General features: G+C 52.6%; 26 protein-coding genes and 1 pseudogene. 17 read left to right on the top strand and 10 right to left on the bottom strand.

Annotated elements, in window-relative coordinates; genetic code table 11:
• The first annotated feature begins 74 nt into the window (after nucleotides 1–74).
• The gene (gstA, locus tag ETA_RS10040; protein ID WP_012441520.1) at nucleotides 75–680 is read left to right on the top strand and encodes a glutathione transferase GstA; all 606 of its coding nucleotides are present in this window, start codon (nucleotides 75–77) and stop codon (nucleotides 678–680) included.
• Between the two features lie 46 nt (nucleotides 681–726).
• Here gstA and pdxY read toward each other — a convergent pair whose 3' ends face one another.
• From pdxY to anmK, 4 genes are all read right to left on the bottom strand, one after another.
• Entirely contained in the window at nucleotides 727–1587 is an 861-nt protein-coding gene (pdxY, locus tag ETA_RS10045; RefSeq protein ID WP_012441521.1) for a pyridoxal kinase PdxY, read from the bottom strand.
• A 69-nt stretch (nucleotides 1588–1656) separates the two neighbouring features.
• On the bottom strand, nucleotides 1657–2934 hold the full coding sequence (tyrS, locus tag ETA_RS10050; RefSeq protein WP_012441522.1) for a tyrosine--tRNA ligase: 1278 nt from the start codon (nucleotides 2932–2934) through the stop codon (nucleotides 1657–1659).
• Between the two features lie 132 nt (nucleotides 2935–3066).
• The gene (pdxH, locus tag ETA_RS10055; RefSeq protein WP_012441523.1) at nucleotides 3067–3723 is read right to left on the bottom strand and encodes a pyridoxamine 5'-phosphate oxidase; all 657 of its coding nucleotides are present in this window, start codon (nucleotides 3721–3723) and stop codon (nucleotides 3067–3069) included.
• Between the two features lie 127 nt (nucleotides 3724–3850).
• Nucleotides 3851–4972: an anhydro-N-acetylmuramic acid kinase gene (gene anmK / locus ETA_RS10060; RefSeq protein WP_012441524.1), complete on the bottom strand. Its 1122-nt coding sequence runs from the start codon at nucleotides 4970–4972 to the stop codon at nucleotides 3851–3853.
• A gap of 277 nt (nucleotides 4973–5249) precedes the next feature.
• On the opposite strand from anmK, the gene slyB reads away from it, so the two are divergent.
• A complete protein-coding gene (gene slyB / locus ETA_RS10065) occupies nucleotides 5250–5717 on the top strand; it encodes an outer membrane lipoprotein SlyB (RefSeq protein WP_042958916.1) in 468 nt (155 codons plus the stop codon).
• A gap of 41 nt (nucleotides 5718–5758) precedes the next feature.
• Here the strand turns inward: slyB and slyA are convergent, their stop codons facing one another.
• Complete coding sequence (slyA, locus tag ETA_RS10070) at nucleotides 5759–6196, bottom strand: transcriptional regulator SlyA (RefSeq protein ID WP_042958917.1); 438 nt, start codon at nucleotides 6194–6196, stop codon at nucleotides 5759–5761.
• Between the two features lie 169 nt (nucleotides 6197–6365).
• Here slyA and ETA_RS10075 point away from each other — a divergent pair, with 169 nt between their 5' ends.
• The 4 genes from ETA_RS10075 (at nucleotide 6366) to ETA_RS10090 (ending at nucleotide 9962) form a co-directional block, all read left to right on the top strand.
• Nucleotides 6366–6590 (top strand): DUF1656 domain-containing protein, encoded by a 225-nt coding sequence (locus tag ETA_RS10075; protein WP_012441527.1) that lies wholly within the window; start codon nucleotides 6366–6368, stop codon nucleotides 6588–6590.
• Complete coding sequence (locus ETA_RS10080) at nucleotides 6587–7444, top strand: efflux RND transporter periplasmic adaptor subunit (RefSeq protein WP_012441528.1); 858 nt, start codon at nucleotides 6587–6589, stop codon at nucleotides 7442–7444. Before ETA_RS10075 ends, ETA_RS10080 begins: the two co-directional genes overlap by 4 nt.
• 7 nt (nucleotides 7445–7451) lie before the next feature.
• A complete protein-coding gene (locus tag ETA_RS10085) occupies nucleotides 7452–9443 on the top strand; it encodes an FUSC family protein (RefSeq protein ID WP_012441529.1) in 1992 nt (663 codons plus the stop codon).
• Between the two features lie 174 nt (nucleotides 9444–9617).
• Entirely contained in the window at nucleotides 9618–9962 is a 345-nt protein-coding gene (locus ETA_RS10090) for a hypothetical protein (protein WP_012441530.1), read from the top strand.
• Nucleotides 9963–10261: 299 nt separating this feature from the next.
• Here the strand turns inward: ETA_RS10090 and ETA_RS10095 are convergent, their stop codons facing one another.
• Both ETA_RS10095 and ETA_RS10100 read right to left on the bottom strand, forming a co-directional pair.
• Entirely contained in the window at nucleotides 10262–10504 is a 243-nt protein-coding gene (locus ETA_RS10095; protein WP_231853328.1) for a DUF1289 domain-containing protein, read from the bottom strand.
• A gap of 23 nt (nucleotides 10505–10527) precedes the next feature.
• A complete protein-coding gene (locus tag ETA_RS10100; protein WP_012441532.1) occupies nucleotides 10528–11457 on the bottom strand; it encodes a LysR substrate-binding domain-containing protein in 930 nt (309 codons plus the stop codon).
• Nucleotides 11458–11558: 101 nt separating this feature from the next.
• Here ETA_RS10100 and ETA_RS10105 point away from each other — a divergent pair, with 101 nt between their 5' ends.
• The 6 genes from ETA_RS10105 to rnt all read left to right on the top strand — a co-directional run bounded on the left by ETA_RS10105 (nucleotide 11559) and on the right by rnt (nucleotide 16976).
• Nucleotides 11559–12203: an NAD(P)-dependent oxidoreductase gene (locus tag ETA_RS10105; protein ID WP_012441533.1), complete on the top strand. Its 645-nt coding sequence runs from the start codon at nucleotides 11559–11561 to the stop codon at nucleotides 12201–12203.
• Between the two features lie 107 nt (nucleotides 12204–12310).
• The gene (gene eptA / locus ETA_RS10110; RefSeq protein WP_012441534.1) at nucleotides 12311–13951 is read left to right on the top strand and encodes a phosphoethanolamine transferase EptA; all 1641 of its coding nucleotides are present in this window, start codon (nucleotides 12311–12313) and stop codon (nucleotides 13949–13951) included.
• A gap of 38 nt (nucleotides 13952–13989) precedes the next feature.
• A complete protein-coding gene (locus tag ETA_RS10115) occupies nucleotides 13990–14577 on the top strand; it encodes a TetR/AcrR family transcriptional regulator (protein WP_012441535.1) in 588 nt (195 codons plus the stop codon).
• Between the two features lie 45 nt (nucleotides 14578–14622).
• Nucleotides 14623–15732: an alkene reductase gene (gene nemA / locus ETA_RS10120; protein WP_012441536.1), complete on the top strand. Its 1110-nt coding sequence runs from the start codon at nucleotides 14623–14625 to the stop codon at nucleotides 15730–15732.
• Nucleotides 15733–15808: 76 nt separating this feature from the next.
• Nucleotides 15809–16216: a lactoylglutathione lyase gene (gene gloA / locus ETA_RS10125; protein WP_012441537.1), complete on the top strand. Its 408-nt coding sequence runs from the start codon at nucleotides 15809–15811 to the stop codon at nucleotides 16214–16216.
• A gap of 97 nt (nucleotides 16217–16313) precedes the next feature.
• Entirely contained in the window at nucleotides 16314–16976 is a 663-nt protein-coding gene (gene rnt, locus ETA_RS10130; protein ID WP_042958921.1) for a ribonuclease T, read from the top strand.
• Between the two features lie 268 nt (nucleotides 16977–17244).
• On the opposite strand, the gene ETA_RS10135 is transcribed toward rnt, so the two are convergent.
• Nucleotides 17245–17583, bottom strand: coding sequence for a Grx4 family monothiol glutaredoxin (locus ETA_RS10135; protein WP_012441539.1), 339 nt, complete (start codon nucleotides 17581–17583; stop codon nucleotides 17245–17247).
• 382 nt (nucleotides 17584–17965) lie between these two features.
• On the opposite strand from ETA_RS10135, the gene ETA_RS10140 reads away from it, so the two are divergent.
• Both ETA_RS10140 and purR read left to right on the top strand, forming a co-directional pair.
• Entirely contained in the window at nucleotides 17966–18817 is an 852-nt protein-coding gene (locus ETA_RS10140) for a C40 family peptidase (protein WP_012441540.1), read from the top strand.
• 401 nt (nucleotides 18818–19218) lie between these two features.
• Nucleotides 19219–20244, top strand: coding sequence for an HTH-type transcriptional repressor PurR (gene purR, locus ETA_RS10145; protein ID WP_012441541.1), 1026 nt, complete (start codon nucleotides 19219–19221; stop codon nucleotides 20242–20244).
• Here the strand turns inward: purR and punR are convergent.
• Entirely contained in the window at nucleotides 20232–21173 is a 942-nt protein-coding gene (gene punR, locus ETA_RS10150) for a DNA-binding transcriptional activator PunR (RefSeq protein ID WP_012441542.1), read from the bottom strand. The two genes, purR and punR, sit on opposite strands and share 13 nt — an antisense overlap.
• Before the next feature lie 114 nt (nucleotides 21174–21287).
• On the opposite strand from punR, the gene punC reads away from it, so the two are divergent.
• Both punC and cfa read left to right on the top strand, forming a co-directional pair.
• Entirely contained in the window at nucleotides 21288–22487 is a 1200-nt protein-coding gene (punC, locus tag ETA_RS10155) for a purine nucleoside transporter PunC (RefSeq protein ID WP_012441543.1), read from the top strand.
• 328 nt (nucleotides 22488–22815) lie between these two features.
• Nucleotides 22816–23964 carry a cyclopropane fatty acyl phospholipid synthase gene (gene cfa / locus ETA_RS10160; protein ID WP_012441544.1) on the top strand — a complete coding sequence of 383 codons (1149 nt, stop codon included), beginning with the start codon at nucleotides 22816–22818 and terminating at the stop codon, nucleotides 23962–23964.
• Between the two features lie 57 nt (nucleotides 23965–24021).
• On the opposite strand, the gene ETA_RS10165 is transcribed toward cfa, so the two are convergent.
• Nucleotides 24022–24681 carry a riboflavin synthase gene (locus ETA_RS10165; protein WP_012441545.1) on the bottom strand — a complete coding sequence of 220 codons (660 nt, stop codon included), beginning with the start codon at nucleotides 24679–24681 and terminating at the stop codon, nucleotides 24022–24024.
• A gap of 253 nt (nucleotides 24682–24934) precedes the next feature.
• Between ETA_RS10165 and ETA_RS10170 the strand changes: the two are divergent.
• Nucleotides 24935–26307 (top strand): annotated as a pseudogene (locus ETA_RS10170) (MATE family efflux transporter).
• Nucleotides 26308–26369 lie beyond the last annotated feature (62 nt).

Consider the following 26369-nt stretch of genomic DNA (forward strand, 5'->3'; position numbering starts at 1 on the left):
AGTGATCCAGACCACTGACATTTGCGGCATGGCGCAGTAAGATGAACTCCCCCATTGCCCCTAAGGAGAACACAATGAAGCTGTTCTGTAAAGCCGGTGCCTGTTCGCTGTCACCGCATATCGTGCTGCGAGAAACCGGCCTCGATTTCACCCTCGTTACCGTTGATACCCACACAAAGCTCACCGAGCAGGGAGAAGATTACCTGGCCATTAACCCCAAAGGACAGGTACCGGCACTGCAGCTGAACGGCGGTTCGGTGCTCACCGAAGGGGTGGCGATAGTACAGTATTTGGCCGATCTGAAGGCGGATCGACAGCTACTGGCACCCACGGGCAGCCTGGCCCGCTATCACACCCTGGCGTGGCTAAATTATATTGCCACCGAATTACATAAAGGGTTCAGCCCGCTTTTTCGCCCGAATACGCCGGAAGAATACAAAACCCTGCAACGCCAGCAGCTGGAGCAAAAATTCAGCTATGTGGACAGTGAACTGAAGGGAAGTCAGTGGCTGATGGGGGCACGCTTTACCGTTGCCGATGCCTATCTCTTTACCGTGACGCGCTGGGCACATGCGTTGAAGTTGAATCTGGGCGGCCTTGACGCGTTGAACGCCTGGTTTGAGCGCGTTGCCGCGCGGCCTGCGGTGGTCGCCGCGCTAAGGGCTGAAGGACTAATCTGATAAGCACGTCTTGGGCAGGCATTTTTAGCCTGCCCACGCCAGGTGACTAAAGTTTCACCGCGCCGAAGTCTTGCCGCGGCTGCGCGATTGCCTGCTGTGCAGCGACCAGCTGCAGCTCATACTCACCCATTTCATGGGTTTTGAGCATCACCTCATAGACCGCCGCCGTAATATGCTCCAGCGCCTGCTTAAGGGATAAGCCGTGTAACAGATCGACCAGCAGCAGCCCGCTGGTAAGATCGCCCACCCCTACCGGCTGGCGCACGCCAAAATCGATCAGCGGCCGGGCGATATGCCAGGCCTCGTCTGCGGTCACCAACAGCATCTCAAAGCGGTCGCTACGGTATCCGGCACGCGCCAGATGTTTAACCAGCACGATTTTCGGCCCTTTAGCAATTAACGCTCGCGCCGCGGCCACCGCATCATCAACGTTTGTTACCGGGTGTCCGCTGAGCATTTCCAGCTCCAGCAGATTTGGCGCAATGAGATCGCTGGCCGGAAGCGAGGCATTCGCGTGGAACTCCGCAACGCCGGGCGCGACAATACAGCCCTTTTCAGGATGGCCCATCACCGGATCACAAAAATACCAGGCGTCAGGGTTGGCGGCTTTAACCATCGAGACAATTTCAAGTATCGCCTCTCCCTGTTCAGCGGAGCCGAGGTAGCCGCTCAACACCGCATCACAGGTTTTCAAACGATCGATATCACCAATACCACGGGCAATATCGGTCAAATGCGTAGCGGGCATCACCGTTCCGCTCCAGTGGCCATACTGGGTATGGTTAGAGAACTGAACGGTATTCAGGGGCCAAACGTTTGCGCCAAGGCGGCGCATAGGAAACTCTGCCGCGCCGTTACCAGCATTACCAAATACCGTATGGGACTGAATGGAGAGAATGTTTTTCATGGTACTGACCTTCCTTGCCAATAAAAAAGCCGGCATAACCGGCTTCAGAGTGGGCTCAACCCATGGCGCTTATGACTGCCAGCTGATTAAGCTATAGTTCTTTTTGCCGCGGCGCAGCAGAGTGTACTGCCCAAACAGGCGGTCGTCTTCGCCAAAGGTATACTCAGCATCGGTTTGCAGGCTGCCGTTTATGCTGACGGATTTTGCCTCGATCAGCTTACGTGCCTGACCGCGAGAGGGCGCAAGTTCAGCATTCACCAGAGCCTGCTGTAGGTCCTGCCCGATTTTCAGTTCAATACCCGGCATGCCGTCCTGCGCCAGCTGCGACAGGTCATTGGCGGTCAGTTCGGTGACGTTACCGGCAAAAAGGCTGCGGGTGATGCGCTGGGCAGCAATGAGGCCTTCTTCTCCGTGCACCAGTCTGGTCACCAGCTCGGCCAGTACTCCCTGAGCGCGAGGCGCTTTTCCGCTGCTCTTATCTTCTTCTTCCAGCTGATTAATTTCTTCAAGGCTCATAAAGGTGAAGAACTTAAGGAAACGGTAGACGTCCGCGTCGGCGGTATTGATCCAGAACTGGTAAAACTTGTACGGGCTGGTTTTTGCCGCATCCAACCATACTGCTCCACCTTCGGTTTTGCCGAATTTAGTGCCGTCGGACTTGGTAATCAAAGGAACGGTCAGACCAAACACCTGGTTCTGATGTAAACGACGGGTCAGATCGATACCCGAGGTGATATTACCCCACTGATCCGACCCCCCGATTTGCAACGCCACGCCGTAACGTTCGTTCAGGCAGGCGAAATCGTAACCTTGTAACAGGTTATATGAGAATTCGGTAAAAGAAATGCCCTGATCGTCACGATTTAAACGCTGTTTAACCGCTTCTTTATTAATCATTTGATTAACAGAAAAGTGTTTACCTATGTCACGGAGGAAGGTCAGTACGTTCATGCTGCCAAACCAGTCATAGTTGTTGGCCGCGATGGCGCTGTTGTCACCACAGTTAAAACTCAGGAATGGCGCAACCTGCTGGCGGATCTTTTCAACCCACTGGTTAACCGTTTCGCTGGTGTTCAGCTTACGTTCGGCCGCTTTAAAACTTGGGTCGCCGATCAATCCCGTGGCGCCACCCACTAGCGCTACTGGCTTATGGCCTGCGTCTTGAAAGCGCTTCAGGCAGAGCAGTGGCACCAGATGACCTAAATGCAAGCTGTCGGCAGTCGGATCGAAACCGCAATAGAGAGCGATTGGGCCCTGCGCCAGTCGTTCCGCTAACGCGTTTTCGTCCGTCACTTGGGCAACAAGGCCCCGCTCTTGCAATTGTTTAATCAGGTTACTGCTGGCCATCTAAGACTCCATGTAAAAAAAGTCTGCACCTGTACTGGTACACAGCTTACCGCCGAAACGCGGAAAAATAAGGAACATAGAATAAGGCGCTGAACCGCTCCGATCCAGCGCTTAGCAGCATTATTTCATATTTCAAGGTGCCAAACGGTCAATTTTCCACGCATCGCCTTCACGCTGATAGAAAAAACGGTCATGCAGACGGTGCGCGCCGCCCTGCCAGAACTCCATTGATTCAATGTTGATACGATAACCTCCCCAGAAGCTGGGGAGCGGGATCTCGCCCTGCATGAATTTTTGCTTAAGCTCAAGGAATTTGCTTTCCAGAACGCCACGCGCGGAGATACGGCTCGACTGTTTCGATACCCAGGCACCCAGCTGGCTGTCTCGCGGCCGCGAGTGGAAATACTTCAGCACTTCCAGCGTCGACAGGCGCTCAACGCTGCCCAGCACCATCACCTGACGTTCCAGCATATGCCAGGGAAACAGCAGGCTGATGCGCGGGTTTTTCTCCAGCTGCTGCGCCTTACGGCTGCCCAGGTTGGTATAAAACACCATGCCGCGCCGATCGAAGTGCTTGAGCAACACGATACGCTGATAAGGCTGTCCGTGCTCATCCACCGTGGCTACGCTCATCGCCGTAGGGTCGGGCAGCCCGGCCGCCACGGCCTGATCCAGCCACTGCTCAAACAGATTTAACGGGTCTTCGGGAAGATCCTTGCGGCGCAAGCCACCACGAGTATATTCGCGCCGCAGATGGGCGATTTGTTGCAGGCGATCGCTATCGGTCATCGTTCTGGCTCTGACTAAGGGGGAAGTGAAGGTTATTGTGCTCCGCACCTCAGAATTTTTCAACGACTTACCGGTCATGCAGCCTCTGTGGCCGTATGCGCATGGCAGGCATTCTGCCTTGCAAACCTTACAAAGGCAGCGAACGATTCGCCGGGTATATTGCCCCGATAACGCTGGCCGCGCGCGCGCCGGTTACGGAGGGTAAATTCCCCGGCAGACCACTCAGCGTTCGCCAGGCCAACCAGGCGAACGCTAGCGCTTCCATATCATCACCGCTGATACCCGCTTTGTCGGTACTCGTGACTTCAATTCCGGCTAATTGAGCAGCAAGGCGCGTCATTAGCAGCTGATTTTTCCCACCACCGCCACAGACCAACAGACGATCGCATCCTCCGCTTAACAAGACCTGCTGCGCAATTGTGGTTGCTGTCAGTTCAGTTAGGGTCGCCTGGACGTCCTGCGCTGGCAAGCCGGGAAAAGAGTGAAGCTGTTGCTCAAGCCAGCCCAGGTTGAAATATTCCCTGCCGGTACTTTTTGGCGCGCTGAGTGCAAAGTAAGGATCGCTCAACATTTGTTTAAGCAGTGGCCAGACGATTTGCCCCCCGGCCCCCCAGGCACCGTCTTTATCATAGGCTTTCCCCTGCTGACGCCAAATCCAGGCATCAAGCAACATGTTGCCTGGCCCCGTATCGAACCCCCGCAGCTCTCGCCCCGGGAGCAGCAGCGAAAGATTAGCAATACCGCCGATGTTCAGCACCATGCGGCGCTCCGCCGGGTGCATTAGCACCGCATGATGGAAAGCAGGCACTAAGGGCGCACCCTGCCCACCCAGCGCCATGTCACGCCGCCGAAAATCACCCACGACGGTGATCCCGGTCAGGGCGGCTATTTGATTGTTATCGCCGATTTGTAACGTGTTGGGGGCCTCGCCCTGCGGCTCGTGCCACACGGTCTGACCGTGGCAACCAATAGCCGTTATCTCTTCCCCCGACAGCCCCTGCTGTTTGAGCAATGCCAGAACCGCTTCGGCAAAAAGCCTGCCAAGGCGCGTATCTAGCTGTCCTAACTGCGACAGTGTTAACGATTGCCCCTGACAAACGGCCAGAATTTGCTGGCGTAACGCCTGCGGCATCGGATGATGGTAGCGGGCCTGCTGCGCGACCATATTTTCATCAATCACCGCCATGACAACATCGACCCCGTCAAGGCTGGTTCCGGACATCACGCCAATATACCGTCCTGATTTCATCCTTTCTTCCGCCTTTCCCCGTCAGCCGGGTGTGAGATATATTGCGCAAGCCTGGCAAAATTACCGAATAATTTCTATTGCCAGCGACTTTTAAATTTTTCACCGTCTGACAGGAATTTTTACCCTGATTGATTCCGCGTTCAGGTAACTGCGGATAGCCTGTTGCTGAATTCGCGACACACTAAGTGAGAAAAATCGCGATAATTGCCTTATAATAGAGCGATTATACGCTGCCCGCCAAATGCTAGCAGCACCTGCAATAAATAGGAGTTTTATCATGATGAAGCGTTTGTTAATCGTGGCACTTACAGGGGTTACGCTGGCTGGGTGTGTTAATGACAATTCACTTTCGGGCGATGTCTACTCGGCTTCCGAAGCGAAACAGATCCAGCGCGTGACTTACGGTACGCTGGTTTCAGTTCGCCCCGTGCAGATTCAGGGCGATGACAACACTAACGTCATTGGCGCTATCGGTGGCGCGGTGTTAGGCGGTTTCCTCGGTAATACCATTGGCGGCGGTGCGGGTCGCAGCCTGGCGACGGCCGCAGGTGCCGTGGCTGGTGGCGTAGCCGGTCAGGGCGTACAGAGCTCTATGAATAAAAGCCAGGGCGTTGAACTTGAAATTCGCCGTGATGACGGCAGCACTATTGCCGTTGTACAGAAACAGGCAGCAAGCCGCTACTCTGTGGGTCAACGCGTTGCGATGACCTCTAACGGCAGCCAGGTCACCGTTTCCCCGCGTTAAATACTACCCTTTAAAAAACCGGCGTAAATGCCGGTTTTTTTTTAATCGTCCTTTCCCTGTAAATCGAGAATATTTCTCTCTAACTTCGCCACCAGCGTGAGCATTTTGTCGATCTCCGCGGGTGAAATACCAACTAAAATATCATCACGGGTACTGGAGATGACCTCCTCAACTTGGGTAATAATCGGCTCCGCCTGGCGGGTCAGGCTGATTCGTTTTGCCCGACGATCGCTTGCACAGGTACTACGTGAAATCAAACCTTTTTCTTCCAGTTGATCCAGGGTGCGTACCAGTGAGGGCTGCTCAATGCCAATCGCCTTTGCCAGCTGTATCTGAGATTGTTCCGGAGGTAACTGATGAATGTTATGCAGTGTTACCCAGTGGGTTTGTGTCAAATCTAGCGGTTTCAGCCTCTGGTCGATGAGTGCTCGCCAGATACGCACTAACCTGGCCATGTCGGTTCCCAATGGTGTATCCAATTCCAACTCCTTATAATTAGCTTGCTAACTATCAAGCCTCATTTTAGACTATTTTGCGAGTTTACAGGGCAAAATACAAATCCATCATTATCGGACAGGCGCATTTCGTTTGAGATGTACGGCACGTAGCAACGATAAAGATTGATCTGGTGATAACCTCTTTTTACCTATGGCAATCCCCATGACGGAACTGGTTTTAGGATCTTCGCTCTATTTTCCACCGTTTTTTAAAGCCCTGCTGCTGGGTTTTTTCTTCTGGCTTTTACTTCATGCACTGGTGCGTGACTGGATCTATTCTGGCGATATCTGGCACCCCACGCTGCTCGACCTTTCGTTATTTATTCTTTGCGTCACGGCGTCACAGTGGCTTTTAATTCACCGGGTAACTTCATGAATCTTAGCTCTTTAAAGTATTTTTCCACCCTGGTTTTTTTTGCTGCTGCACTTTGTGCAGGTTGGATGCTGTGGAACTTTTATATGCAGTCACCCTGGACGCGTGATGGCAAAGTTCGCGCAGAGTTGGTTAATATCACGCCGCAGGTCTCGGGACGCCTTGTTAAGCTCAATGTGCAGGATAACCAGTTTGTTCATAAAGGCACCGCGTTACTTTCACTGGATGATGAACCTTTCCACATCGCGGTGTTAAACGGTGAAGCACAGCTTGCCAAAGCGCAGTCTGACCTGGTCAAGGCTCAACATGAGGCGCACCGCCGTCAGAGCCTGTCGCGCAACATGATCTCTGCTGAAGACCTCGATTTCGCGACGCTGGCGGTTAAAGCGGCGGCGGCCGTTGTTGATGCGGCGCGGGCAACCCTGGATCAGGCCAGGTGGAATTTGTCCCAGACCGTGGTCTACGCGCCGACGGATGGCTGGGTCAATAATCTGGTCATCCGCGAGGGGAATTACGCCACCGGCGGCACGCCGCTGTTTGCACTGGTGGATAGCCACTCGTTTTACGTGATGGGGTATTTTGAAGAAACCAAACTACGCCATATCCATGCGGGTGACCGGGCCAATATCAAACTCTACAGCGACAACCGGGATTTGACCGGCGTGGTTGACAGTATTGGCCGCGCCGTTTATGACCAGAGTGTGGAAAATAACAGCGGGCTGATACCTGATATCAAACCTAATGTCCCCTGGGTAAGGCTGGCACAGCGCGTGCCCGTACGTATACGTCTTAGTGGTGTTCCTGGTGGTTTGACGCTGGTCGCCGGAACAACCTGCACTATTTCTATCCAGCACTGAGGAGCCTATGGATCTGAGCGGGATGGGATGGCAGCAACTTCCGTGGGTGAAAGCAACCGTCGGCCAGTGGCGTTATGCGCTGCGTAATGCCATAGCGATGTGTCTGGCGCTGAGCGTAGCGTATGGGCTTCAGCTGGATGAGCCTTATTGGGCAATGACCTCGGCTGCCGTTGTCAGCTTTCCGACCGTTGGCGGCGTTATTAGCAAAAGCCTCGGACGCATTGCTGGCAGCATGCTGGGCGCAGCAGCCGCACTGATAATTAGCGGACATACGCTCAATGACCCCTGGTTGTTTACTTTCTCCATCGCCGGCTGGCTGGCGGGGTGCACAGGGATCTCTAATCATTACCAAAACAATGTTGCCTACGCCTTCTCACTTGCTGGATATACCGCGGCTATCATTGCTTTTAACAGCGTGAATGTCGTTGAGGTTGAAAGTATCTGGACCATCGCCCAGGCGCGTGTTTGCGAAGTGATTTCCGGTATTCTTTGTGGGGCGCTGATGATGATGGTGCTACCCAGTACCTCTGATGGCGATGCGCTGATTACATCGCTCAAAGAGATGCACGTTAAATTACTTGACCATGCCCATCTGCTGTTACAGAGCGGCCGTAATGACGATATGCGTTGCGCTCATGAGAGCGTGATTGGTCAAATATTGACGATGAACCTGCTGCGAATTCAGGCTTTCTGGAGCCATTACCGTTTTCGCCGTCAAAACAACGTGCTGAACTATGTGCTGCATCAACAGCTGCGCCTGGCCAGCGTGATTTCCAGCTTGCGGCGCATGCTGCTGGACTGGGAGAACGCCCCCGCCTCTTTGCTCACCGCCGTTCATCTTCTGCTGGCGGAGTTGGCCAGTCCCGATGCAAACAAGTATCGTCTCGCCCAAATCCTGCTCAGCGCAGCGCCACAGGATAAATCAGATTATCGCCACAAAGCCCTTTGGGATCGACTGCGCTACTTTTGCTGGCTCTATCTTAATGTTTCACGTTGGCTGCGGCAGTTTGAGCGCGCGGATGGCAAGACCACACTGTCGCCTCCGCGTGTCCCTGCATTAGCTCGCAAAGCTGATGGCGTAGAAGCGGGCTGGAATGCCCTACGAACTTTCGTTGTCATCGTAATGGGATGCAGCTTCTGGATCACAACCCAGTGGAGCGCCGGGGCATCAGCGCTGACCCTGGCGGCCATAAGCTGCGTACTTTACTCGTCATCGCCATCTCCGACCGGCAGCGTGTCACTGTTGCTTAAAACTCTCGGCCTGTTAGCCATCTTCAGTTTTGTGATGAAGTTTGGTTTTATGGTGCAGGTGACATCGTTATGGCAATTTATTGTCATACTTTTTCCGCTGTTACTGACACTACAATTGTTTAAGTTGCAGCAGAAGAAGCGAGCGGCGCTATGGGGGCAGCTTATTGTATTTATGGGTTCGTTCCTTGCCGTAACAAACCCACCAATTTATGATTATCAGAGCTTTATTAATGACAACCTGGCAAAGATCTGTGGCGTAATTTTGGTATGGCTCGCCTTTCATATTCTGCGTCCAAGCTCCGATCAACGGCGTAGCTTACGCCATATCCGTGCGATAAAACGGGAGTTTGCCGACCGGTTGTTAACACATCCCCATCGTAGCCAGGAAAGCTCTGAATCGCTGATCTACCACCGTATCAACCAGCTTAATTCAAGTGGTGACCACCTGGCACGTCTGTGGCTTGCGCGCTGGGGAGTCGTATTACTTAACTGTTCGCATATCGCCTGGCAGCTACGAGAATGGCAAACCTGCTCGCCTGAACTTAATCAAGTACGCGATGCTGTACTAAGCGACTTACAGAATATTGTTGGCGACAGCGACGCAAGGCGCTTTTCATCGAATGAGGTGCTGAAACGCCTCCAACAGCGGATAGAACTGCTTACTTCCAGCAGGGAAGAACGTGCCGCTGAATTAACAGGTATTATTTGGCGTCTGGCATGTTCGCTCACACCGCTTAAATCGGCATAAATGTGATTGCTATAACGCTATTTGATGTTTCTCTAGTCAAAATACATTAAATAATTGGAGAGCGCCCCAAGACTTTAAAACTCATGGTGTTAATTATCACTACGGTGATTTACCGTACAGCTTCATAAAACAGCGCGAACTTAACATCGATGAAGACTTCAGGGAGGAAAATATATGCAGGCATTAAGGATCACACCCGCGGGTGACGAGATAACGGCAATTAAATTATCACAGCGGGAAATACAACGAGAGATTAAAGAACTGCGTCAGGAGGTTAAGCAGGACGTTGACACCCTGCTTCAGGAAGTCAGGCAGAATTCTGAAGCGCTACGCCAGGACCTTAAACAAGACATCAGCATGCTGCATCATAGTATTAAAAATGATATCGGTCATTTACGCCATGATTTGCACAGGCTTCAGCAGAACGCAAGAGCCGACTTCAGACTGCTATTTGGCGCGCTGATTTCTATCGGGGTGGGTATGTCAGGCCTCGTGGCGAGAGCGTTTCACTGGATTTAACACGTCTTGCAGGCTTTTCAACAAGAGGATCTCTGGCGAATTCGGGGGTTAATGTCATCACCGGCCTCAATCTCTGTTGACTGTGCTCAAACCGATTCCGCAATCATTTACTCATATATTCGAGAAGCACAACCTATTATTCGAGAAACATAACCTATATGTCCTTCGCTCCCCCTGCGCTCAGCTGTTCAGATAAAAGTGTTGGTATTGATAATTAATAGCGGGTGACGATTCGCATTAAATTTAACACCCTAACATTCTGGAAAATAATCAAATTCTCTTGCCGGTTCGCATACGGACTAAAACAAGGTTGGCTGATCCGGTTCATCCGACGCAGCCCCCACTGAGGTACGCTGCTGGCGCGACAAACGCTGACGACAAAGACGCAGAATTTCCCTTTTCTGCGCATCACTGAAAGTCATCCAGCTAAAACGCTCTTCACGGCTACGCCAACAGCCGCGACAATAGCCGCGATCGTTTACCTGACATACTCCCTTACAGGGGCTGGGTACCGGGAAAAACTCAAGCTGTTCAGCCACAATGACTCCTGATTGCTGCACCAGCTTTAATTGAAGTCGGCCCTGGGACTGTCCACAAGTTTTAGCTGATGATTATGACTAAAATATTCACGCAGTGCGCGTAGGGCCTGGCGGCTCTTCTCGGGCAACACCCGTTCGAGCGTCAGCGCAGTGAGTTTGAGCGGGTCCGCGCGCCACTCGGGCAATAACAGCATCAGCTGCCCGGAACTCAGCTCCTCCTGCACCTCATGTAGCGGCTGCAATGAGACCCCCATCCCGGCAACGGTAAATGCTCGTATTACATGCATACTATCACTGACGATCTGCCCCTCTGCCATACGCAGCACTATCGAGCCTTCGCGCGGGTGATGGAGGGTAACGTGCTGGTGAGAGCGGTGCCCGTGTACCCAGCGATGAGAAATAAGCGCCGTGGCGGTTTCCGGCACGCCGTATCGTGAGAGGTAACCGGGGGCGGCGCAGACAACCATCGGCCACTCTGCCAGAGGATGTGCAATGATGTTAGCGTCGCTCAACTGCCGGCTGAAGCGCAAGGCGATATCAATACGGTGTTCAATCATATCCAGCACATTATCAGTGGCTAAGATGCGTAATTTAAGCCCGGGGTGTTGTTGTAACATCGGTGACATGGCGCTGCACAATGGCTGGCCACCAATGCCCGGAGTTGAACTGATGCGCAGTTCACCGGTTAGCGTATCGCGCATTTCAGCCAGCTGCTTCTCGGCCTCCTGGGCCTGGTCCAGCATCGCCTTGCAACCTGGAAAAAATGCCGCCCCCGCTTCGGAAAGCGCCAATTTACGTGTGGAACGATGCAGCAGCGGCACACCTACCGACTGTTCAAGTGCTCTCAGGTGCTGGCTCACCGCCGAAGGAGACATTCCCAGCCGGCGGGCAGCCCCGGCTAACGACCCTTCATTGACCACAATAGCGAATATCGCCATACGGTTGAGTTTTTCCATTATTCGTAAGCCCTGCTTCATTATCAAAGAAAAATATGCCTCTTATCGTTACCGCTGTTAAGCAGTAAGCTTCAATACACATCTTACAGAGGAACAAATAAATGAAAATTACCGTTATTGGCGCGACTGGCTTTGTCGGACCAGATATTGTTAAAGAAGCGCTGGCACGCGGGCATCAGGTCACTGCCGTGTCACGTTCGGCCAAAAATTTATCCGCTGACGATAATTTAAGCCTGGCGCACGGCGATATCCACGATAACAGCTGGCTAAGCAGCGTGCTGAAAGGCCAGGATGCGGTGATCAGCGCCTACAATCCGGGCTGGTCAGAGCCAAACCTGTTTGAACAATTCACCCGCGGCAGTGAGCAAATCCTCAAGGCGGTTGAAAATAGCGGAGTCAAACGCCTGCTGGTCGTAGGCGGAGCAGGAAGCCTGGAAGTTGCGCCCGGCGTCGATCTGGTGGATACCGAAGCCTTCCCGGCGGATATCAAGCCCGGTGCGCTGGCCGCTCGTGCGCTAAGAAATCATCTTCAAGCCAAAGGACAGGCGCTTGACTGGACCTATCTTTCTCCCGCAGCCTTTCTTGAAGCTGGCCCGCGCACCGCGCAATTCAGGATGGGAAAAACAAGCCTGCTGATGAATGGCGATAAGCCAGCAACAATTAGCGTTGCCGATCTTGCCGTAGCCATTCTCGATGAAATTGAAGATCCGCACCATATTCGCCAGCAGTTTACCGTTGGTTACTAATTTTTCGGCCCGCAGAGGGCGGGCCGTACTTCAAGTTTGAAATAGCTAAGGTTTATCTAAGGTTTAATGGTTACTCTTTGCGGATATTTCCCTGTAACTGGACGACCATGAAAACCTTGCTTAACAGGTTACGTTGTAACGAAATCATCTTCAATTTTTGTGCTGCGGTATTTTTCACATTTTTTCTGAACGGTTCTTTTTTGCTCCACGCCTGGCAAACGATCCCCGTTTATGGTTTACGTGAGTATCTCTTTACAGCAACAATTCCGCTGGTACTGATTTGTGCATTTCTTGTTATCTTCAACGTCCTTGCACTGCCGTGGTTAAGAAAGCCCCTACTCTCGATTCTGATAATTGCCAGCGCTGCCGCCAATTATTTTATGATCAGCTTCGGCACGGTTATCGATACCAACATGATCCAGAACGTATTCGAGACCGATATACAGGAAGCCTCGGCGCTTTTCAGCCTGCGTTACCTTATCTGGTTACTTCTTTTGGGTGCGCTACCGGCGATCGTTCTTTGCCTGTGCCGTATCGAAAATAGCCGCCCCTGGTGGATGTCGATAGCATGGCGCGCTCTGACTTCATTGGCGGCTCTATTGTTGATCGTGCTTATTGCGGCTCTTTTCTACAAAGATTACGCATCAATGATCCGCAATAACAAAGGTCTGGTGAAAATGGTCACCCCCGCTAACGTGGTGAGCAGCATCGGGCATTATGCTACTGACCGATGGTTTTCCGGCGATCGGTCACTGATCGCCATTGGCCAGGACGCAAAAAAAGGAAAGCTGATTGCAGGGAACAAAAAGAAAACGCTGGTCCTTTTCGTGCTGGGCGAAACGGCACGGGCTGAGAATTTCTCCCTGGGCGGCTACGCGAGAGAGACTAACCCCAAATTGCAGCGCGATAATGTCATTTATTATCAAAATGCCCACTCCTGCGGAACGGAAACCGCCATTTCCGTTCCCTGTATGTTTTCCAATATGCCACGTAAAGACTATGACGCCAGCCTGGCACGCCATCAGGAAGGTTTACTTGACGTGATGGCTCATGCCGGTATCAATGTCTTGTGGCGTGAAAATGACGGTGGCTGTAAAGGTGCCTGTGACCGGGTGCCGCATAGCGATATGACAAAATGGCAGGTCAGTGAATTGTGCAGAAGCGATTATTGCCTGGATGATGTACTGCTGCATCGGTTGAACAACTATATCGACAGTATTAAAGATGATTCGGTGATCGTACTGCATCAAATGGGGAGCCATGGCCCGGCTTATTATCTGCGCTACCCGCAGGAGTCACGTCAGTTTACGCCGACCTGTGACAGCAACCAGATCCAGGACTGCGATCGTCAGGCGCTGATCAATACTTATGACAACTCGATTTTGTATACCGATACCATGCTGGACAACACCATTACCCTACTGAAATCCTATGACGACAGGTTTAATCTGGCGATGATCTATCTCTCCGATCACGGTGAATCACTGGGAGAACATGGGATGTATCTTCACGGCGCACCTTACCTGTTTGCACCGACCCAGCAGACACATATTCCTTTATTGCTCTGGCTGTCATCAGATTACACCACAACGTTTGGCATCGACCGCCAGTGTCTCCAGCAGCAGGCTAAAGTTGAAGAGGTCTCTCAGGATAATGTGTTCCATACCCTGCTGGGGATGATGGATATCCAGACCCGGGAATATCAGCCAGCACTCGATATGATCCGAACGTGCCGTAAGGCCAGCTGAATGTTGAAAGACAGCGTGAGTGCAGTTAGGGTGTAGCCATGAACAAAACGACCCTGTTTGATACTCGTGAACATTTGCTGAACACCGCCGAACAGTTTTGTCTGCAACGCGGCTTCAATGGCATGGGGCTGATCGAGCTGCTTAAGCAGGCAGACGTACCTAAAGGGTCTTTTTACCATTACTTCCCTTCAAAGGAAGCGTTTGGTGTGGCAATGCTGGAGCGCTACTTTGCCCGTCACCATCAGCGGCTGGGTGACTTTCTCAATCAGCATCAGGGCAGCTGTCGCCAGCGCGTGCTTGAGTATTATCATCAGTCGCTTGAGTGGCAGCAGAAAAACAGCTTTGGGGGATGTCTCTCCGTAAAGCTGTCCGCCGAAGTTTGCGACCTTTCTGAGGCGATGCGTAGTGCGCTGAAGGCAGGTTCTACCGCGTTGATCGACACGCTGGCTGCCGCGCTGGCAAAGGCGCAGCAGCAGGGAACACTTTCTTGTGAGCTTAACAGCGCTTCATGCGCACAAACAATATATACATTTTGGCTGGGAGCCAGTCTGCACAGCAAAATATGTCGCGACGAGGCCCCGCTGATTAATGCCTTGTATGAGATGAACCTTATCCTGCGCGTTTAATAAAAAAGACTACTTACTAGTCGACCGGTCTATAAGGAGCCAGAGATGAAGCTGAACACACTCTTTACCCCATTAACTCTGGGCGCCATAACCGTGCCAAATCGTATTTTCATGGCGCCGCTAACACGCCTGCGCAGCATTGAGCCTGGCGATATTCCGACGCCGCTAATGGGGGAATATTATCGCCAGCGCGCCAGTGCCGGGTTAATCATTACCGAGGCCACCCAGATTAGCGCTCAGGCTAAGGGCTACGCAGGCGCGCCCGGCCTGCACTCTTCTCAACAGATCAGCGCATGGAAGAAAATCAACGGAGGCATCCATCAGGAAGGCGGGCATAGTTCGGTCCAGCTGTGGCACACCGGACGTATTTCTCACTTCAGCCTTCAACCCGGCGGCGACGCGCCGGTATCGGCATCGGCCATTAATGCCGATACCCGAACCACACTGCGTGATGCCGGGGGCCATGCGGTGCGTGAAGCGACCTCAACGCCACGCGCGCTCAGTACCGATGAAGTGGCCGGTATCGTCAATGACTTCCGCCAGGCGGTGATCAACGCCCGTGAGGCCGACTTTGACCTGGTAGAGCTCCATGCGGCACATGGGTACCTTATCCATCAGTTCCTGTCACCGGCCTCTAATCAGCGTGATGATAAGTATGGCGGTACTGTTGAGAATCGAACCCGTTTCGCCCTGGAAGTGGTGGATGCGGCAATAGCCGGTTGGCATGCCGACCGCATCGGCATTCGTCTCTCTCCGCTTGGCCCATTTAATGGCCTGGACAATGGCGAGGACCAGGAAGCCGCCGCCCTGTATTTCATTGGCGAACTGGCAAAGCGTCATCTGGCCTATCTGCATATCTCCGAGCCTGACTGGGCAGGCGGTAAACCGTTTACCCAAGAATTTCGGCAGGCAATTCGTGCTAAGTACCCTGGCGTGATCGTGGCTGCCGGAAGTTACGATGCCGAAAAGGCTGAAACGCTTATCGCTGCGGGCCTGATTGATGCCGCCGCTTTCGGGCGTAGTTATATTGCCAATCCCGATTTGGTCGATCGCCTGAAAAGTCATGCCGGTCTCAATGAGCCACAGCCTGAAACCTTCTACGGCGGTAACGCCAAAGGGTACACTGATTATCCAAAGCTCGGTGATAGGTCCTAAGATTCGCGCCCGTTGGTATTGTCACTATAATGAGTGGTACGTCATCTGAATGATGACGCTGATAAAAGAGGATGTTATGCGTTTACTTCACACCATGCTGCGCGTTGGCGATCTGCAACGCTCCGTTGATTTTTACACCAAGGTTCTGGGTATGCGCCTGCTGCGCACCAGTGAAAATGCCGAGTACAAATACACTCTCGCATTCGTCGGCTACAGTGAAGAGAGCGAAGGCGCGGTTATCGAACTCACCTACAACTGGGGCGTGGATAACTATGACCTCGGTGACGCCTATGGCCATATTGCCCTGGGCGTGGACGACGTCGCCGCGACCTGCGAGCGTATTCGCAATGATGGCGGCAACGTCACCCGCGAAGCCGGCCCGGTGAAAGGCGGCACCACGATCATTGCCTTCGTAGAAGATCCTGACGGCTACAAGATCGAACTTATTGAAAACAAGCATGCTGGTCACGGTATCGGCAACTAAGCTTTTTGGGGCGCTTTCCTGGCGCTCCTTTCCCCCTCCCTGCTGCATCAATCAGCGAAATTTGCCATAATGCGCGCTGCCTTTTTTTGCCAATGAGATGTCGATGTCTGAATCTAATGAATTTAATACCTTAAGCAGCCGTTTTCGCGGTTTTTATCCAGTGGTGATAGACGTCGAGACGGCGGGCTTCGATGCTAAAACCAATGCCTTACTGGAGATCGCGGCGGTAACGCTGAAAATGGATAACGATGGCTGGCTGGTAAAAGACGAAACGCTTCATTTCCACGTTGAGCCCTTCCCCGGTTCGATTCTCCTTCCCGAAGCTCTGGCCTTCAACGGAATTGACCCCGCTAATCCTCTACGCGGCGCGGTCAGTGAATATGAGTCTCTGCACGCCATTTTTAAACTGGTGCGTAAAGGGATTAAGGACAGCGGCTGCAACCGGGCTGTAATGGTGGCACACAACGCCACTTTCGATCTCAACTTTATGAACGCTGCCGCGGAACGCGCCAGTTTGAAACGCAACCCATTCCATCCTTTCGTCACCTTCGACACGGCGGCGCTTAGCGGACTGGTACTGGGTCAAACCGTGCTGGCAAAAGCCTGTCATGCGGCCGGCATGACTTTTGACAGTTCGCAGGCACATTCAGCGCTTTACGATACCCTGCAAACGGCCGATCTCTTCTGTGAACTGGTTAACCGCTGGAAACGACTGGGTGGATGGCCCCTGCCTTTAGCCGCAAAGAGCGACGCAGATTAGCCCAGGCACACCCATCCCACGCCGGTTAAAGAGGTTGTACTTTACTCCCGGCAAACGCTGGCAGGAATGGAGGACGTTTTAATTCGGCTGGACATCCGGTCAGCGTAATTTTGGAGTGGATGGGCATGAAGCTGCTTAGGGACTCATCGCAGCAGCTTCATTATCAGGCTCCGGAGGTGCGGGAATTTGGCGTCGTCATGCCAGTCAGCTTATTCACTGACTGGCTCTAAAGCTCACAATATTGAACAGATAACGCCTGATATCACTCTTATTCTGCGGTGTCGGCAGGATATTTCTCGGCAGTCTCTTTGATCAACTGCTGCAGTTCACCACGCTGATACATTTCAATAATGATATCGCAGCCACCTACCAGCTCACCATCTACCCACAGCTGTGGAAACGTTGGCCAGTTAGCATATTTTGGCATTTCTGCACGAATGTCAGGGTTTTGCAGAATATCCACATAAGCAAAACGTTCGCCACAGGCAGAGAGCGCCTGTACCGCCTGAGCGGAAAAGCCGCAGCTTGGCAGCTTTGGGGAACCTTTCATGTATAACAGAATTGGATTTTCTGCGATCTGGCGCTGAATTTTTTCAACAGTACTCATAAATGCCTTCCTCAATACGATACTTTGTGTATAGGCTGTAGCCAGCTATGATTGTAGCTATTCTGGCCTGACGATGATAATGACATTTTCATCTGTCACTGACCACACGCAGTCAGGCGATCGGGTCATGATAACAAAATAACATTATCTTATGGTGCGTACCGCATCAGTTAACGACTTAACGTCAGAACATGCTGGGTTAAGCAACTGATTGTGCTCAATATTGAATCATATACTCGTTCTGTATTATTGTAACAAAAAAGGCCTTACTCTTTGCTCTCCAGTTAGTTTAGAATCGTTACAACTTTCTGCCTGCGCGCAGAAACCACTACTTACGATCGCGTTGCTGACCGTTGCGACGCATAAACTGTTAATGGAAATGATGCGTTTATTCCTTACGCTTTTCTTGTTGGCCTTTGCTCAGCTATTTTTCAATATGGCGCACGCATCGCCCCACACACTCATCAATGCAAATCAGCATAAAGCCGATCGCAATAGCGCGCGAGAAGATGAACGACGCAAGCGACGCCCGGTTAAAGCCTCCCCGACAAAAAAAGCCAAAGAGCAGCCGGTTAAAAAAGCAAAACAGCCCACAAAAGCAGCACATCTCACTCCGGCGCAGGATCACAAACTCACGAAGAAAGCGGCGACTAAGCAGCCAGCGCTGAAAGGCAAGAAAGTTAACGCACGGATAAGTCGTACGGCTAGCAAAAAAAAAGCACCGAAAAAGCATTACGGCAGACAGCGCGCGGAAAGCAGTTTAGCTAAGGTTGGCAAAGTCGATCCCTCAGCCCCGTTGAAACTCAGTAATGCACACCGCATTCGTTATCAAAAAGCCCGTGAAACCGCAGTCAGTAAACTAATGGGGCAGCTCGGTAAGCCCTATCTGTGGGGCGGCAGCTCCCCTAAGACTGGGTTCGACTGCAGCGGGCTTGTCTGGTATGCCTACAAAGATTTAGTTAAATTTAAAATCCCACGCACCGCGAATGAAATGTATCACCTGCGCGATGCGGCTCCGATCAAACGTGACCGTCTTGAGAAAGGTGATTTAGTGTTTTTCCGCATCAACGGAAGAGGCTCAGCCGACCACGTGGGGGTTTATCTTGGTGAAAATAAATTTATCCAGTCGCCAAGGACAGGAAAAGACATTCAGGTCAGTGCGCTTAGCGACGATTACTGGCAGGAACATTATGTGGGTGCTCGTCGCGTTATGACACCGAAAACGATTCGTTAGCGGCTTTTTTCCACAGCGGGCCACAAGCAGACCCTCTGGCCCGTGACACGCCCCCCTTTCATGCTGCAGCTCCCCAAAGCCGTCGATCCGAACGCGGCTGACGATTTTCATCCTCGCGAGCGAATTGTGACGTTCCGATCCAGCAAAAATTCCTGTCCTTACGGGCAAAATTCTCGTTTTCTTTGCGCAGCCTTGATAGAATTCCCCTCTTAATTTGCGCAACAGCCGCTAAACCCGATGCGATCGGTTCCGTGCACCCTGTTGCGGGCAGATTTCTTCTCTTCCCGCCCCCTTTAGACAACCCCAATAATTCTGGCCCAACGGGAAGAGCCTGGGCTAAGGCAAACGTTTAACAAACCGGTTATCAGGGGGTTACTGATAACACCAGGAGTACGATTTACATGGCAACAATTAAGGATGTGGCAAAGCGCGCCGGTGTTTCCACCACCACCGTGTCTCACGTCATCAATAAAACACGCTTTGTCGCCGATGAGACCCGTGAAGCGGTGTGGGTTGCAATCAAAGAATTGCATTACTCCCCCAGCGCCGTAGCACGCAGCCTCAAGGTAAACCACACCAAAACGATTGGTCTGCTGGCAACATCAAGTGAAGCCCCCTATTTTGCTGAAATCATTGAGGCGGTAGAAAACAGCTGCTTTGCCAAAGGCTATACCCTGATCCTGGGTAACGCCCATAACAATATAGAAAAGCAGCAGGCTTACCTGTCAATGATGGCGCAAAAACGTGTTGATGGCCTGCTGGTCATGTGCTCTGAATACCCGGACGCGCTGATTTCAATGCTTGAAGATCACCGCAATATTCCTATGGTTGTTATGGACTGGGGCAAGTCGCGCGGTGATTTTACCGATACGGTATTGGATAATGCGTTTGAGGGCGGGTATCTTGCCGGGCGCTATTTGATTGAACGCGGACACCGGGATATTGCCGCCATCCCAGGCCAGCTGGAGCGCAACACCGGTGGCGGACGCCATGCGGGATTTTTGAAAGCTCTGACTGAAGCGGGCATCGTTCTGCGGGAAGAATGGCTGGTACAGGGAGATTTCGAACCTGAATCCGGCTACCGCGCGATGCAACAAATCCTGGCGCAGAAACAACGCCCGACCGCGGTTTTCTGCGGCGGAGATATTATGGCAATGGGCGCAATCTGCGCAGCCGATGAAATGGGCCTGCGGGTCCCCCAGGATATTTCGGTCATTGGCTATGATAACGTGCGCAACGCCCGTTATTTCACTCCGGCATTGACCACCGTACACCAACCGAAAGAGCGTCTTGGTGAAACCGCATTCAATATGTTACTTGACCGCATCACCAGCAAGCGCGAAGAGTCGCAAACCATTGAAGTGTACCCTACTTTGATTGAAAGACGCTCGGTGGCGGACGGCCCTTACCGCGACTACCGCCGCTGATCTTGTATCACTGTCGTATTGGATTGCTCACTCAACCATTCGGCGTTAAGGGTTTCAGTGCTACCAAGATATTCCAGCAGCCAGCTCAGCGCCGGTGAGGCGCTTTGCTCTGACCAGGTCAGGCAGCATGGGCTGTCCGGGAAGGGCGAACTCAGCGTCAGTTCACACAATATATTTTGCTGTAATAACGGCTGCGCAAAATGTCCCGGAACCATGCCAACACACAACCCCGCTCGCAGGCAGTCAAAGGCACTTTCCCAGTCAGGAACGACCAGCCGCCGTTGATTATCAAGCGTCCAGGTTGTGCGTTTGGGTAGCGCACGCGAGGTATCTTCCATGACCAGCGAAGGCCACTCGCGTACCGATCCTTCCGTCAGCAGCCCCGGCCGTCCGACTAACGGATGTTGTGCATTGACCACGCAGCGCCAGTTCAGGCTGCCCATATCCCGAAACGCAAAACGCCCCCCCACCGGGATCGCCTGGGTAGCGCCTATCGCCACATCCGCGCGACCGTCCGCCAGCGCATCCCAAACGCCGTTGAAGACTTCTGGCATGATATGCAGCTCCATATCTGGGAAATGGCGGTAAAAATCCACCACCAGCTGCCGGGTCCGCGATGGCCGGACCATACGATCAACGGCGATATTGAGCTGCCCCCGCCAGCCGTTTGCTACCTGTTGGCAACGGCGACGGGTGGCAAGCATTTTTTTGATAACAGATCTGGCCTCTTCGCTAAATACACGACCGGCATCGGTCAGCACCACGTCACGATGCCGCCTTTCAAATAAACTGACGGCCAGCCACTCCTCCAGCTGACGCACCGTATAGCTTACCGCAGAAGGAACGCGGTGCAGTTCAGCGGCAGCGGCGGTGAAACTTCCGGTTCGGGCCACGGCATCAATGACTTCGAGTGAATGTTCAGACCACATATCCAGCCTTCAAAAATTTTCATAACAGTCAACGAATATTAGCGTTTCACAGGCCGCCCCGCACGCGATTACACTGCGCCAGCAAAAAAAACCGTATGACAAGAGCAAATCTGTATGAATTCGAAAGGTTTTATGATTTACCTGGCGCTGCTGAGCATGCTGGGCTTTCTCGCCACCGATATGTACCTGCCAGCATTTGGCGTAATGCAGCGGGATCTTGACACCCAGGCCGGGGCTATCAGCGCCAGCCTAAGCATTTTCCTTGCCGGATTTGCCTGCGCCCAGCTGATATGGGGCCCCCTTTCGGACCGCATCGGCCGTAAGCCGGTACTGTTGATGGGACTGAGCCTGTTTGCTATAGGCTGTGCCGCCATGCTTTGGGTTGACTCCGCGACGTCACTGTTGGCATGGCGTTTTGTGCAGGCGGTAGGGGTATGTGCCGCAGCCGTAAGCTGGCAGGCGCTTGTCGTCGATCGCTACAGCGGTGCGCAGGCGAATCGCGTCTTTGCCACCATCATGCCGCTGGTCGCACTTTCACCAGCCCTGGCACCGCTGCTGGGTGCATGGCTGTTAAGCCATTTTTCATGGCAGGCCATATTCGTCGCGCTTTTACTCATCACTCTGCTGCTGCTGATACCGACTTTTCTGCTGCCATCACGCCCACGTGTGGGGAAAAGCGCATCCGCACCTGATATTCCCGCTCCGGGCTTTATTGCCCTGCTTAAATCGCCCATCTACTGCGGTAACGTGATGACCTATGCGGCCTGCTCTGCCAGCTTCTTTGCCTGGCTTACCGGTTCACCTTTTATTCTGGGCAACTTAGGACTGACGCCGGGCGATATTGGCCTGAGCTACGTTCCGCAAACCGCCGCTTTTCTTATCGGCGGTTTTGGCTGCCGCGCGTTGCTTAATCGATTTGCCGGGCGCAAGATCCTCCCGTGGCTGCTGGCGTTCTATAGCCTGAGTATTGTCGCGCTCTATCTCATTGCGCAATTTTCGCAACCCGCATTATGGACTCTGCTACTCCCGTTCTGTGGAATGGCAATGGCCAATGGGGCTATCTACCCTATCGTGGTGTCCAGCGCCCTTCTTCCGTTTCCTCAGGCAACCGGTAAAGCGGCTGCTCTGCAAAATATGTTGCAACTCGGACTGTGTTTTCTTGCCAGCATGGCCGTATCGACATGGATTGCTGCGGCGCTGCAAACCACGGTATTTGTGATGCTGATAACCATTTTGTTAGCAGCATTAGGCTACTTCGTTCAACGCAAGGCCGAAAAAAATCTCGTATTGCAAACGGAGATGCAGCACCAGTAAAGCACTTGCGCTCAACTAGTTAGCAAACTAACGATAAGCCATTGAACAATACCGCCCGCAGGCATATACTTTTCTTCGTCATGTAAAATAATAAGTTAATATTATTCTTCTGGCAGAGGTATATGCTGTGCAGGCGCTTTGCTATCGGCCTGGGTTCGGTTGCCAGGCACTTCTGACTGAACGCATTCATCTCAGCCCTTTTACGTTTCAATCAATCCTCTTTTTACGTTGTTATCAGGCCGTGGCTTTGCCGCGTGTTCTCTTACAGACCTTTAGAAATTGACTATTCTTTTCTCAGGTATCAATCACACAGGGTGATGGAGAAGCTATGAGTTCATCGTGTTTAGAAGAAGAAAACCTGAGCAATAACCAGTGGTACCGAATCGCTCAGGAAATATTACGTAAGGCTGATATTGAAATAAACGGAACCCGCCCCTGGGATATCCAGGTGACTAACCCCAATTTTTTTAAGCGAGTACTCCAGGAGGGGTCTTTGGGTTTGGGTGAAAGTTTTATGGACGGCTGGTGGGAGTGTGAGCGTTTAGATATTTTCTTTCAGCAGGTGCTCAACGCGCACCTTGAACAACAGCTTCCCCATCATTTCAAAGATACGCTGCGTATCGCCGCTTCACGTTTAACTAATTTGCAGTCTCGAAAACGCGCCTGGATAGTGGGTAAAGAGCATTATGACCTCGGTAACGACCTCTTTACCGATATGCTCGACCCCTACATGCAGTACTCCTGTGGTTACTGGAAAAACGCGGCAACACTCGAGCTTGCGCAGGAAGCCAAACTTGAGCTGATCTGCGCGAAACTCCAGCTGGAGCCCGGCATGACGCTGCTTGATATTGGCTGCGGCTGGGGAGGTCTGGCTGAATATGCGGCCCGTCATCATGGTGTCAGCGTGGTTGGCGTGACGATATCCGCCGAACAGCAGAAGCTGGCCCAACAGCGCTGCAAAGGGCTCAGCGTGACCATCCTTTTGCAGGACTATCGGGATCTTCAGCAGCAGTTCGACCGCATCGTATCCGTTGGCATGTTTGAACACGTCGGGCCAAAAAATTATGCCACTTATTTTGACGTGGTGGATCGTAATTTAAAGCCGGATGGGGTTTTTCTGCTGCACACCATTGGTGCCAGTAATACGAATGACCACGTCGATCCCTGGATTAACAAATATATCTTCCCCAACGGCTGTCTGCCGTCCGTTCGCCATATCGCTGAAGCCAGCGAACCACATTTTGTGATGGAGGATTGGCATAACTTTGGTGCTGATTATGACGTAACGCTGATGAGCTGGCACCAGCGATTTTTGGCTGCCTGGCCGCAGCTGGCCGAGAAATATGGCGTGCGTTTCAAGCGTATGTTTTCCTACTACCTGAATGCCTGCGCCGGCGCCTTTCGCGCCAGAGATATTCAACTCTGGCAAGTGGTCTTTACGCGCGGAACAGAAGGCGGGATCCGCGTAGCGCGTTAAGGATGCTTAAGCACAAGTGGGCGACCTTCAGAGCCGCCCTTTTTTCAGTAATCTTGCTTAAGAAGCATCATTATGCTCTTCGGCCACCGTGGCAGCTAAGAGTTCGGCCTCTCGACGCGCCAATACCCGCTCTACCGTTTCGACGATAGCCTGGGTATGCGGATCGATTTCAATGTTCACCCGCTGCCCAAGGCGTTTTTTGCCCAGGGTGGTGCGTGCCAGCGTTTCCGGGATCAGGTGCACGCAAAATTTCGTCTTCGTCACTTCTCCAACCGTCAGGCTGATGCCATCAATGCCGATAAAACCTTTATGCAGTATGTATTTCATTTGGCTGGCATCCTGCGGCTTAAACCAGATTTCACGGTTATTATCCGCAGTCAGGATCTTAGTGATTTCGGCGGTGGTCATGATATGACCGGACATCAAATGGCCGCCGATTTCATCGCTGAACTTCGCCGCACGCTCAACGTTAACCGTGTCGCCAACGTTAAGCGAACCGAGGTTAGTGATGCGAAGCGTTTCTTTTACCAGATCGAAGCTGACGCGATCGCCTTCCACGCCGGTGACCGTCAGACAGCAGCCATTGTGAGAGACCGATGCGCCTAGTTCTAAACCGGGCAGCAACTCCACCGGCATCTTCACTGTGTGAGTACGAAAATTCGCTTTCTCTTCAATCGCTAACACCTCTGCGATGCCCTGCACAATACCTGTAAACATGTTTCGCCTCTAAATAACGGTTTTCTGCTAGCTAGTTTGCCCTGGCAACGTCACAAAGCCAAATAGAGCATGGCAACATTTCGTGACACAAAGTGCGTTTTCCGCATTCGTTCATTGGCTATTTACCCCACCAGCATTAGAATGAGCGCCCCCACGGAAACCGGCATGAAAATGCGTTTCTCTTACCAGAGTGACGCCTGTCTATCATAATCCCAATATTTTTAAATAAAGGGTAAACAATTAAGGTGTTTGTGTGCAGAAGTACCTCTCAGAGGCGCGTCAGTTATTAGTTTTGGCTATCCCGGTAATACTTGCGCAGGTTGCGCAGACGTCAATGGGATTCGTAGATACAGTAATGGCCGGTGCCGTCAGCGCCACGGATATGGCCGCCGTTGCCGTTGGAACCTCAATCTGGATGCCCGTAATCCTTTTTGGGCACGGTCTGCTGCTGGCTTTAACGCCGGTCGTAGCACAGCTTAACGGCTCTGGTCGCCGCGACCTTATTGCTCATCAGGTCCGTCAGGCGTATTGGCTGGCTGGGATCGTTTCCGTACTGGTTATGGTTGTGCTCTATAACGCTGCTCATTTGATCTCCGCCATGAATAACGTTGACCCGCTGCTGTCGGAAAAAGCCATCGGGTATCTGCATGCACTGCTCTGGGGAGCCCCAGGGTATCTGTTCTTCCAGGTGGCCCGCGACCAGTGTGAAGGCCTGTCAAATCCAAGCCGGGCATGGTGATGGGTTTTATTGGTCTGCTGGTAAACATCCCGGTTAATTATGTCTTTATCCATGGCCATTTGGGCATGCCTGCTCTCGGTGGCGTTGGCTGCGGCGTGGCTACCGCTTCAGTATACTGGGTGATGTTTATTGCCATGAAGTTCTGGGTGAATCGTGCAAAATCGATGCGCGATATTCGCCTGCCACAGCGTTTCAGTCCCCCGGACTGGAAAGCGATACGCCGACTGACCGGACTCGGCCTGCCGGTTGCGCTGGCTCTGTTTTTTGAAGTCACTCTGTTCGCCGTTGTGGCTCTGCTGGTTTCCCCGTTGGGGATCGTCAACGTCGCCGGACATCAGATAGCGTTAAACTTCAGCTCACTCATGTTTGTCGTGCCGCTGTCCATCGGCGTAGCAACCACCATCCGTGTAGGCTTTCGTCTGGGCCAGGGGTCAGCCGAACAGGCGAAAGTGGCAGCCTGGACTGCCCAGGGCGTAGGGATAGGTATGGCCTGCGTTACCGCGCTGTTTACCATCAGCTTCCGTGAGCAGATCGCCCAGCTGTACACCGACGATCCGGCAGTGGTTACTATGGCGGCCCAGCTGATGCTGCTGGCGGCGATATATCAATTCTCTGACTCCGTTCAGGTGATAGGCAGCGGCATTTTGAGAGGTTATAAAGATACCCGGTCGATCTTCTTTATCACTTTCATCGCCTACTGGCTTCTCGGCTTACCTTTCGGCTACCTGCTGGGGATGACGGATCTGGTGGTGCCTGCGATGGGGCCAGCCGGATTCTGGATCGGCTTTATTATCGGTCTGACGTCCGCGGCGATTATGATGATTTGGCGAATACTCCGACTGCAACGCGAACCGGAAACAATCATCATGGCTCGCTCTGCACGCTAGTTTGGCGGATGATTTCACCACGATACGGTTAAAAATGCTGCGCTTCGCACAGTTGCGCAGCA

The sequence above is a fragment of the Erwinia tasmaniensis Et1/99 genome, assembly GCF_000026185.1.
Lineage (GTDB): Bacteria > Pseudomonadota > Gammaproteobacteria > Enterobacterales > Enterobacteriaceae > Erwinia > Erwinia tasmaniensis.